Source organism: Myxococcus sp. MxC21-1 (genome assembly GCF_032612255.1).
Classification (GTDB): Bacteria; Myxococcota; Myxococcia; order Myxococcales; family Myxococcaceae; genus Myxococcus; species Myxococcus virescens.
In genome coordinates this window covers 1,867,386-1,878,195 of record NZ_CP123278.1, presented here as the reverse complement: position 1 = coordinate 1,878,195, position 10,810 = coordinate 1,867,386, and the positions used below count along the sequence as shown (strand labels likewise).

At 71.8% G+C, this 10,810-nt stretch carries 7 protein-coding genes; 3 read left to right on the top strand and 4 right to left on the bottom strand.

The window, feature by feature from the left end:
• Positions 1-60: 60 nt before the first annotated feature.
• The 3 genes from QEG98_RS08895 to QEG98_RS08885 are packed head-to-tail and all read left to right on the top strand — an operon-like array spanning position 61 to position 6,640.
• Positions 61-3,312, top strand: a complete 3,252-nt coding sequence (locus QEG98_RS08895) for an amino acid adenylation domain-containing protein (protein ID WP_316566398.1) — start codon at positions 61-63, stop codon at positions 3,310-3,312.
• An 8-nt stretch (positions 3,313-3,320) separates the two neighbouring features.
• Positions 3,321-4,535: a condensation domain-containing protein gene (locus QEG98_RS08890; RefSeq protein ID WP_316566397.1), complete on the top strand. Its 1,215-nt coding sequence runs from the start codon at positions 3,321-3,323 to the stop codon at positions 4,533-4,535.
• A complete protein-coding gene (locus tag QEG98_RS08885; RefSeq protein ID WP_316567853.1) occupies positions 4,424-6,640 on the top strand; it encodes an AMP-binding protein in 2,217 nt (738 codons plus the stop codon). The genes QEG98_RS08890 and QEG98_RS08885 overlap by 112 nt, the downstream gene beginning before the upstream one ends.
• Here the strand turns inward: QEG98_RS08885 and QEG98_RS08880 are convergent, their stop codons facing one another.
• The 4 genes from QEG98_RS08880 to QEG98_RS08865 form a co-directional block, all read right to left on the bottom strand.
• Positions 6,641-7,420 carry an outer membrane lipoprotein-sorting protein gene (locus tag QEG98_RS08880; protein WP_316566396.1) on the bottom strand — a complete coding sequence of 260 codons (780 nt, stop codon included), beginning with the start codon at positions 7,418-7,420 and terminating at the stop codon, positions 6,641-6,643.
• Positions 7,420-8,427 (bottom strand): ABC transporter permease, encoded by a 1,008-nt coding sequence (locus QEG98_RS08875; RefSeq protein ID WP_316566395.1) that lies wholly within the window; start codon positions 8,425-8,427, stop codon positions 7,420-7,422. Before QEG98_RS08875 ends, QEG98_RS08880 begins: the two co-directional genes overlap by 1 nt.
• Positions 8,361-8,711, bottom strand: coding sequence for a hypothetical protein (locus tag QEG98_RS08870; RefSeq protein WP_316566394.1), 351 nt, complete (start codon positions 8,709-8,711; stop codon positions 8,361-8,363). Before QEG98_RS08870 ends, QEG98_RS08875 begins: the two co-directional genes overlap by 67 nt.
• Before the next feature lie 93 nt (positions 8,712-8,804).
• Positions 8,805-10,763, bottom strand: coding sequence for an FtsX-like permease family protein (locus tag QEG98_RS08865; RefSeq protein ID WP_316566393.1), 1,959 nt, complete (start codon positions 10,761-10,763; stop codon positions 8,805-8,807).
• Between the last annotated feature and the right edge of the window lie 47 nt (positions 10,764-10,810).

Sequence of the window (10,810 nt, the reverse complement as noted above, 5' to 3'; positions counted from 1 at the left end):
CCTCCTGCTCGGGAACGGGACGAGGCCCAGCTCGCCTACTGGAAGCAGAAGCTCGAAGGCGTGCCCGGCCTGCTGCGGCTCACCCCGGACAAGCCTCGGCCCGCCTCGCCACTGCTCACGGGCGCCATCACCCAGGGCCACGCCCTGTCCGCCGACACGGTGCGCGCGCTCCAGTCCTTCTGCCGCGAGCACCAGGCAACGCCGTACATGGTGCTGCTGTCCGCATTCTCGGCGCTGCTCCACCGCTACTCCGGCCAGGAGGACTTCTGCGTCGGCACGCCTGTCTCCGGGCGCACGCATCCAGCGCTGGAGGGTGTGGTCGGGCTGATGCTCAACACCGTGGCGCTGCGCACGCCCGTGGCGCCGGATGCGTCCTTCACCTCGCTGGTGGCCGGCGTGCGCGCCACCACGCTGGAAGCGCTGGCGCACCAGGACGTCCCGCTGGACCGGGTCGTCCAGGCGTTGGGCGTGGAGCGCTCCGCCGGGTACTCGCCGCTGTTCCAGGTGATGTTCGACCTGGTGCGCGCGGACCGCACGCTGGCGGACGCCTTCCCGGACCTGCGCGCCCGGCCGCTCCAGCCGGAGCTGCTCACCAGTCCGTTCGACCTGTCGCTGTGGGTCGCTGAATCCCCCACCGGCTACACCCTGGCGCTGCGCTACGGCACCGAGCTGTTCGAGCCCACCACCGCACAGCGACTCATGGGACATTACGTCCGGTTGCTCCAGCACGCGCTGGAAGCGCCGGACACCGCGGTGTCCGCGCTGGAGCTGCTGCCCGCGAGTGAGCGAGAGCACCTGCTCCGGACGTGGAACGACACTGGCGCGGACTTCCCGCGCGAGCACACCGTCCACGCGCTGTTCGAGGCCCAGGCCGCGCGCACGCCAGATGCCCCCGCCGTCCTGCACGACGCGGAGGTGATGACCTACGGCCAACTGGATGCACGCGCCAACCAGCTCGCGCGGTACCTGCGGCGGATGGGCGTCCGGAGCCAGACGCTGGTGGGCCTGTGCCTCCGCCGTTCCGTGGACATGGTCGTGGCGGTGCTCGGCGTGCTGAAGGCGGGAGGCGCCTATGTTCCGATGGATGCGTCCCAGCCTCCCGCCCGGCTGAGCTTCCTGCTGGAGGACACCGGCGCGCCCGTGCTCGTCACCGAGGACGCGGTGGCGGACACGCTGCCCGTCTCGCAGGCGCTCGTGCTGTGCCTGGACTCCGAATGGGAGCGCACCGCCGGGCGTGAGTCGGACGCGACGCTCGAATCCGCCTCTTCGGCGGAGGACCTCGCCTACCTCATCTACACCTCCGGCAGCACCGGACGGCCCAAGGGCGTCATGGTGGAGCACCGGGGCGTGGTGAACTACCTGCACTGGGCCCGGAAGGCGTATGCCGTCGACGACGGCGCGGGCGCCCCCGTTCATTCCTCACTGGCCTTCGACCTCACCGTCACCAGCCTGCTGCTGCCGCTCACCGCGGGCAGGTCCGTGACGCTCGTTCCGGAAGAGGACGGCGTGGAAGGCCTGGCCACCGCGCTCCGCACGAGCGCGGACTTCAGCCTGGTGAAGCTGACGCCTGCCCACCTGCAGATGCTGGCCGCGCAGCTTCCGCCCGAGGCGCGCGCGGGCCGTACCCGCGCCTTCGTCATCGGTGGCGAGGCGCTCACCTCCGCCACTGTGGAGCCCTGGCGGCAGCACGCGCCGGGCACGCGGCTCATCAACGAGTACGGCCCCACGGAGACAGTGGTGGGCTGCTGCGTCCACACCGTGGAGGCAGACACTCCGGTGGAAGGCGCGGTGCCCATTGGCCGTCCCATCGCCAACACGCGCCTCTATGTCCTGGACGCCGCCCTCAGGCCGGTGCCCGCGGGTGTCCCTGGCGAGCTCTACATCGGAGGAGAAGGCGTCGCGCGTGGGTATTGGCACCGGCCCGAGCTCACCGCCGAGCGCTTCGTGCCGGACCCGTTCTCCTCCGTTCCGGGCGCGCGGATGTACCGCACTGGCGACCGGGCGCGTCTGCGTCCGTCGGACGTGCTGGAGTACCTGGGCCGCGTGGACTTCCAGGTGAAGGTGCGTGGCCACCGCATGGAGCCGGGCGAGGTGGAAGCCGCGCTCATCGAGCTGCCGGGTGTCGCTGCCGCGGTGGTGGTCCTCCGTGAGGACGGCACCACGGGCCCCCGGCTGGTCGGCTACGTCACCGGCCACGACGCGGTGCCAGAGACGGAGCCCCTGCGCGCAGCACTGGCACAGCGGCTGCCCGCACACATGGTGCCCTCCGCGCTCGTTGCGCTGGCTCGGCTTCCGCTGACGGCCAATGGCAAGGTGGACCGGGAGGCACTGCCCGCGCCGGAAGCCCCCGCGACTTCGGACGAGGATTTCGTTTCGCCGTCCACGCCCACCGAGCACGCCCTGGCTCAGCTCTGGGAGGAGCTGCTGGGCGTGCAGCGAGTGGGTGCCCGGGACGACTTCTTTGAGCTGGGAGGCCACTCGCTGCTGTCCGTCCAGCTCGCCTCGCGTGTCCGGGAGCGGTTGGGCGTCGAGCTGCCCGTGGCCACGCTGTTCGCCACGCCCACGCTGGCGGCGCTCGCGGCCCGTATCGATGCGTCCCCCAAGGTCTCGGAGCGTGTGGAGTCCATGCCCCAGGCGCGGCCGGAGCGCATCCCCGCGTCGCTGGTGCAGGAGCGCCTCTGGTACGCGATGCAGCTCCCGGAGGCGCCGCCCTTCGTCGTCGTCGCCGCGCTGGTGCTCGACGGCACGCTGGACGTCGCGTGTCTGGAGGCCGGCCTGGAGGCCGTGCTGGAGCGCAACGCCACGCTGCGCACCACCTTCCGACTGGAGCACGGAGCCGTCTTCACCCAGGAGCATCCCATCACCCGGCCGGTGCTCGTCCAGACGGACCTGTCCCACCTGTCCGCCGCCGAGGCCCTGGACGCCGCGCGCGCCATCGCCACCCGGCATGACCGCGAGCCCTTCGCCGTGGACCAGGGCCCGCTGTACCGCTTCGAGCTGGCACGGCTGGACACCCGTGGTGCGCGCCATGTGCTCGTCGTGTCCATGAGCCATCTGGTCAACGACGGCATCGGAATGGGGGCCTTCCTGGAGGAACTCGCCCAGGCCTGGGCCGGAACCACGGCACACGCGCGCACCACGCCGCTGCTGCCTCCGGCGGCGCGGACGTATGCGGACTTCGCGCTCTGGCAGCGGAGCCCCGAGCACCTGCTCGAGGTGGACGCCGCCGTGGCCTCATGGAAGGCCGCGCTGGCACACGCGCCGTCCGTCCTCGACCTGCCGCTGGACTTCCTCGCCGCGCGCCCGCGCTGAACGCGAACATGCGGCCGGAGCCCCTGTCCCTCGACTCCGAGGCGATGTCGGCGCTCCACGCGCTGGCCCGGCGCGAGGGCGTGTCTCCCTTCACCGCGGTGCTCGCGCTGATGCAACTGTGGCTGCACCGCCTCAGCTCGCAGCCGCACGTCGTCGTCGCGTCACCCTTCTCGGGCCGCGTGCTGCCGGGCGCCGAGCGGCAGGTGGGCTACTTCGCCAACGTGCTGCCGCTGTGCACCGAGGTGGCGGGCACGCCGTCCTTCCGCGCGCTCCTGCGCCGCGCCTGGGACGTGGTGGGGCACGCCACGGCGAACCAGGAAGTCCCCTTCAAGCGCATCGCGGACGCGGTGCAGCCGGATGCGCCTCGCACCGCCCCGCCGCTGGCCCAGGCCCTGCTGCTGCTGGACAGCCCCGCGTCGCTGTCCTTCAACGGACTGGGTACCACGTACCTGGACGGCGAGAGCATCTTCCCCGCCTACGACGTGGTGCTGCACCTCATCGAACGGCCCGAGGGCGGGACGCTGGGCTTCCTCGCCACCGACAGCGCCCTCTTCACCTCCGCCACGGCACAGCGCATGGCCCGCGCCTTCGAGCAACTGCTCACCGAGGCCGTGCGCACACCGGACGCGCCTCTGACCCGGCTGTCGCTGCTGTCCTCGCAGCAGCGCGCGCAGGTGCTGGCTACGTTGGATGGTGGCCCGCAGGACATTCCAGAGGGCGCCTGCATCCACACGCTCTTCGAGGCGCAGGTGCGCCGCTCGCCACACGCCCCCGCCGTGGCCCATGGCGATTCGACGTGGAGCTACGCGGAGCTCAACGCCCGCGCCAACGCGCTGGCCGCGCGCCTGCTCTCCCGGGGCATGCAGCCCGAGGAGCGCGTGGGCGTGGTGATGGAGCCCTCCAACCAGGGCATGGCCGCGCTGCTGGGCATCCTCAAGGCGGGCGGCGCCTACGTCCCGCTGGACGCCGGGTGGCCGGAGCCTCGCAAGCGCTCGGTGCTGACGCGCTCAGGGTGCAGCGGCTGTGGGTGGATGCGGAGGCGCTGGAGGCACACGCGGGCCTGGTGCCCGACGTGGAGGTGCCGCCCCAGCCCGCGCACATCGCCGAGGACCTGGAGCCCGGCCCCCGGCACGTCGCGGCCTCGCAAGTGGCGTACATCGTCTTCACGTCCGGCTCCACCGGCGAGCCCAAGGGCGTCATGGTGGAGCACCGCAGCGTGGTGAACCACAACGTCGCCCTGGCCGCGCGCTTCGGCTTGCGCCCGGGCGACAGGATGCTCCAGTTCGCGCCGCTCAGCTTCGACGCGGCGGCGGAGGACCTCTACCCACCGCTCGTGGTGGGCGCCACGGTGGTGATGCGCAGCGGACTGGTGCCCGCGCACGCCATGACGCCGTACCTGGAGGAGACGGACATCACCCTCATCAGCCTGCCCCCCACGTACATCGAGGAGTGGATTCGCCAGATGGAGTCCCACGGCCAGCGAGTGCCCGCGCGGCTTCGCCTGCTGGCGCCCGGTGGCGACGTGCTCAAGCGCGAGACGTATGAAGCCTGGGTGCGCGTGGGCGGTGGCCATGCACCGTGGCTCAACGTCTATGGCCCCACCGAGTGCACGATTACCTCCGCCACCTGTGACATCCCGGGCGCCGAGGGACTGGGCACCGACGCCACCTTCCCCATCGGTCGGCCCATCTCGCGCGTGCGCATCCACCTGCTCGACGAGCACCTGGAGCCGGTGCTGCCAGGGCTGCCCGGACGCGTGTACATCGGCGGCGCGGCGCCGGCCCGGGGCTACCTGGGCGCTCCGGACCTGACGGCCGAGCGCTTCATCCCCGACCCCTTCGCCACCGAGCCCGGCGCGCGCATGTACCACACGGGTGACCTGGCCCGGATGCTGCCGGACGGGCGGCTGCGCTTCCTCGGCCGCGCGGACCATCAAATCAAGATTCGAGGCTTCCGCGTCGAGCTGGCCGAAATCGAGGCCTGCCTGCGCCAGTTCCCAGGCGTCGAGGAAGCCGTGGTGCTGGCGCGCGCCGGCGGCTCCGGACAGACGCAGCTCCAGGCGTTCCTCCAGGCACCGCCCCAGCAGGTGCGCGCGGACGCGCTGCGTGAGCACGTCGCGGCGCGGCTGCCCTCGTACATGGTGCCCGCGGCCCTCGTCGTCCTGGAGGCGCTGCCCATCAACGCCAACGGCAAGGTGGACCGGCAGGCGCTGCCAGACCTGTCCGCGCAGCCCGCAGTGCCGCCCGCGCAGGAGACTCCGGGCGAGCACCTGGAGACGCCCTTCCGCACCACGCTGGAGATGGCGATGGAGCGGCTGTGGCGCGAGGTGCTGGGGCGCACGGACGTCAGCGCGGGTGATGACTTCTTCCAGGTGGGCGGCGACTCCATCCTCGCGATGCGGCTGCTGAGCCGGCTGGAGGAGGAGCTGGGCGTGCCCGTCCCCCTGGCCACGCTCTTCCAGTACCCGGTGTTCCGTGAGACGGCCGATGCCGTGCATGAGCTGCTGGCCGAGGGCCCTCCGCGCTCCAGCGTGGTGTCCCTGTCCGGCAAGCAGACGCCGAAGTCCGCGCCGCCCTTCTTCGTGTTCCACCCCGCCGACGGCGAGCTGCACTACTACCGGAACCTCACCCCACTGCTGGAGCCCGGCCTGCGGTGCTACGGCGTCCAGGCCCCCGAGACGCAGTCGAAGCACGGCCACGCCACCTTCGACGCGCGCATCGCCGCGTACGTGCGGGACATCCAAGAGGTGCAGCCACACGGCCCCTACCGCTTCGCGGGCTACTCGTTCGGCGGCTACCCGGCGTTGGGCGTCGCGGCGGCGCTGGAGGCGCAGGGCGAAACCGTGGAGCTGCTGGCCCTGGTGGATGCCCTGCCCGCGGTGGAAGGGCCTCAGGGCTCGGCGGAGGACCCGGTGCGCTCCATGGCGGAGGAGTTCGGCGTCCTGGACGCTGCGCTGGAGGCGGAACTCGCCCCGCTGGACGACGCCGCGCGCTGGGAGCGGGTGACGGCGCTGGGCCGTGAGCTGGGCATGCTCGCCCCCCACTCTCGCGCCGCCGACCTGCGCCGCATCTGGCACGTGCTGGGCGAGGTGCTGGTGCCGCAGGTGGTGGGCTGGAAGGTACCGTCCGTGCGCGCCCGGGTGCAGCTCTTCACGAGCGCGCCGTCACGGGCCCTGCACGGGGACACGCTGGGATGGGAGCGGCACCTGACGCGCGAGCAGCTCGACGTGGTGCCGCTGGCCAGCTCCCACTTCGGCACGCTCCAGCAGCCCTGTGTCCAGGAGCTGGCGAACCACCTCCTGGAGGTGCTGAAGCGGCAGGGAGGCTAATCAGCGCAGGCGGCTCTCCAGCCACGCCTTGGTGAAGATGTTGGCGTCCAGCGGCGCCAACACCACCTCGTCGTAGCGGACCACCATCTGCGTGCCTTCCTGCTCCTCCGTCTCCAGCACTTCCTTGTAGTGGAGGACATGCTTGCCGGAGAGCGGGTCCTTGATGCGCTGGTAGCTGCGCACGATGTCAGTGCGCAGCGTGCGGCCGGACGCGGTGTAGCCCACCTTCTTGACGATGTTGTTCTGCGGGTCCACCCAGATGCGCATCAGCGGGAACGTCACCTGGTCGTTCTTCGCCGTCAGCAGCAGCTTGCGGTACGCCACGCCGTTGACGGTGTCGTCGCCCTCGTCCTTGCCGGCGTAGTCCTCGGCCAGCCGCGAGCGGTCGAAGTCCGCCTCGCAGGTGAAGGTGTTGAGCAGGTTGGTACGCTGGGTGTTGCGCCGCCACGAGCCCGTCGTCGCCTCGTAGTCCCACAGGTTGCGGCCGATGCGCAGCGTCCCCATGCCCGCGAGGTGCCGCGGCTTGGTGGAGAGGAAGAGCAGGTCGTTGTCGGCCTCGCGCCGGTAGACGTGGACCTCCATGGCCCGCTTGGCGCCGTCCTTGCGCGTCTCATAGAGGCGGATGACGCCCTTGTAGTCGCTGGTGAAGGACATCTTCTCGTCGATGTGGCGCAGCAGGGCATCGGGCGCCAGCTTGGGCTGGGCCTCCGCGAGCGCCACCGCCGGGAGCAGCAGGGTCCAGCCGAGCAACAGGACGGACAGCAGGCGTCGTGCGTTCATCACAAGGACTCCATGGCGGAACGAGGAGGAAGCGAAGCGGCCCGGAAAGCCGGGACGATGGAAGCCAGGCCCGCGCCCAGCGTCACCAGGAGCACCGCGGCCACCACGTGCCCCAGGGTGGGCGCCAGCGGCAACGTGCCGCTGAAGAACAAGGTGGAGAGCGCGTCCGGCACTGGCAGCACGTCACGCAGGAGCACCCCCAGACCCGCCGCCATGCCAGCGCCCACGAGCGAGGCCGCCCACCCCACCAGCAGCCCCTCCAGCATGAAGGCGGCCACCAGCGAGCGGCGCTGCATGCCCATGGCGCGCAGCGTTCCAATCTCCCGCGTGCGCTCGCGGACCGACACGTTGAGCGAGACGAAGAGCCCCACCACCACGACGCCGAACACCACCGCGCCCACCAGCACCAGCAGCAGCCCCAGGCCCTGGCCCACGAAGTCGAGGAAGGCCGCCTCGTCCTCCCAGGTGCTCACGTCCAGCTTCTGGCCCGCCCAGCCCTCGCGCAGCAGGGGCCCCAGCTTGTCGCCGTAGGCCTCGTGCGCGGGCGGCAGCACCTCGTAGCCGGCCTTCTGGAGCGCGCCACGCAGCGTCCCCGCCAGCGGCTCCAGCTCCGTGCCGTCGCCGCAGAGGAGCTGAATCACGCTGGCCGAGTCCGGACGGAAGCCATACAGCTCGCGCAGCATCGCGTTGGACACCAGCAACCCCGCGGACTCGCCCAGGACACCCGCGCGCTCCAGCAGGGCCACCACCTCCACGTCCACCGCGTTGCGCTTGCCGCCCGGCATCTGCACGAAGAGCGTGGCCAGCTCGCCCACCTCCACCTGGAGCCGCTCCGCCAGCGACGTGGACAGCGCCACCGTGCGTGGCTGCGCGAGGGCTTCCAGCGAACCGGTGCGCACCCGGAAGCCCGCGTTGCCCTCGGCCGCGACGTCCAGGCTCATCAGGTACGAGCGCACCCGGTGCCGTCCCGCGCCCGCGGTGGCCGAGCCCCGGCCCCGCTCGCGCACCGGCACTCCGCGGGCACGTGCGGCTGGAGGACGGAGCGGACCCGCGAAGTGTCACCCACCACGGGGAAGATGGAGTCGGGATGCTCCTTGAAGTAGCCCCCGACGTTGAGGTCGCCCGCGAGGAAGGTCCTCACCGCCTCGCGCTGAGCCCGGGCCACGCCCGCGCTCACGGACATCACGCCCACCAGCACGGCACTGGCGCCCGCGAGCACGATGAGCAACAACAGGCCCCGCTCTCGGTGGGCCAGGAGGTTTCGGAAGGCAATCTGGAGAAGTGCGCGCATCGGTTCAGCCCTCGCCCTTCCGCATGGCTTCGATGGGCGCCACCGCGCTGCCTCGCCACGCCGGTACCAGTGTCGCCAGCAGCACCACGGCCGTCACCGCCACCACCACGGCCGCGGTTCCGCCCAGCGACAGCGCTGGACGCAGCACCGGCCCGCCCAGGAAGAACTGCAGGAGCCATCCTCCACCGCCACGCCATCCCCGGTCGCAAGCGACAGCAGCGCCGCGCCCAGCACCGCGCCCAGGACGCTGCCGATACCGCCCAGCAGCGACCCTTCCAGCAGCAGCGAGGTGAAGACCTCGCGACGTTGCATTCCCACCGCGCGCAGCGTGCCGACCTCCGCCACGCGTTCCCGCGCCAGCAGCAGCAGCGTTCCAGCGGCGACCAGCGCGACGAAGGAGGACATCAGCAGCGCGAAGAGCAGCAGCACCGCCTGGAGCATCACCACCAGACCGCCCAGCAGCCCACCCGCCTCCTGCCACCCCACCGTGGCCAGGGCTTCACCACCGGGCAGCGCGCGCATGCGGGCCGCGACGTCCTCGGCGGAGGCGCCGGGCGCCAGCACCACCGCGGCCTGCAACACCGTGCCACGTGAGAGCTCGTCCTCGGAGAAGGTCTCCGGCAGGGCCCGAGCGCGCTCGAAGACCGGGGCTTGTTCGGTGTGCGCCGTCTGCGCCTCCGCGTCCACGATGTCGGGCGGATGGAAGGCGTCCAGGGACTCGGGGGGCGCCATGGCCTCCCCTTCCATGCCAAAGGTCTCGAACAGCGCCCGCGCCTCGTCCTGCTGTGCCTGGGTGAAGCGGCCAGACAGGTGCCGCGCCGTGACGAGGTCCACCACGCTCATGGTGTTGACCCGGCCGTCGTCGCCGCCCAGGCCCCGGAAGCGGAAGGTGCCGAAGACTCGCACCGGTACGGCGGTGCCACTCTCCAGCGGCGTCTTCAGTGACAGCACGTCCCCGGGCTTGAGCCGGTACAGCGGCAGCGAGGGCGCCAGCTCCCCGTAGAACTGTCCGAAGCGGGTGTCGAAGTTGGCGTCGTCCACCGAGAGGAATCGCGCCAGCAGGGCCTCCAGCTCGCCCGTCTCTCCCAGCACGCGGGCCAGTCCGGCCTGGAGCGCCGTGGCGCGCTCGATGTCCAGGCGAGCCACCAGGTCCGGCACCTCCGCGACATTGCGCTCCACCAGCGTGCGCAGTTGCTCGTCCTCCGCCAACGTGAGGCCCCGCTCGCGCTCGCGGCGCAGCGTGTCCATGCGCACGGCGATGGGGTGCTTGAAGTGCTGCTCGTACGTCGCGTGCCCCATGACGAGGCCCCGCGTCCCTGGCGGAGGAAGCTGCCCGGAGACGAGCTCGAAGCGCGGGAAGGCCCGGGCGAAGCGCGCCACGTCCGTGCCCAGGTAGTCCACCGGAAGCTCTTCCCCCTCGCCCGCTTGCCGCGCCACGCGGTTCTCCAACACCTCCAGCAGGCCCTGTGGGTCCTCGGTGAGCCGCTCCCAGAAGGCGGGCTCGGCCGCGTCCCGCAGCACGCGCAGGTCATCCGCGAAGGCGGGCTCTTCCGCGAAGGCCTCGCTCCGGCGATCCGCGTTGCGCGCCACCCGCGCCAGCGTCAGCCGCAGGTCCTCGCCCAGACGGCGCAGCCGTGCGTCCCGTTCCTCGGAGGCCGGCGCCCGCGCCGCCTCGCGCAACACCGCCAGCTTTTCATCCAGGGCGTTGCCACGGAACACGGCGCCCATGCCCAGCTCCAGCGGCACCACCTCCTGGATGCCGGGGAGGTCGCGCAGCCGGGGCTCCAGGGCGCCGTAGTCCGGAATGGGTTGCAGGTCCGGGACGCCCCCGGGCCCCACCACCACCTGGGGCGTTCCCGTGGAGGCGGCGGCGTAGACCTGGAGGTCCCCCGCGCCGCTCTCGATGAGACTTCGCCGCGTGCCGTCATGGATGCTGCCCATCAACGACACGCCCGGCGTCAGCAGCGCCGCCGCGCCTGCCGCCAGCAGCCCCACCACCCAGCTTCGGGGGCGGGCCAGCACACTTTGAACGGTGAGCGACCACAGCGTCACGCAGACTCCTCGGTCCGGTGCCATGCCCGGGCAAGACGTATGCCCGG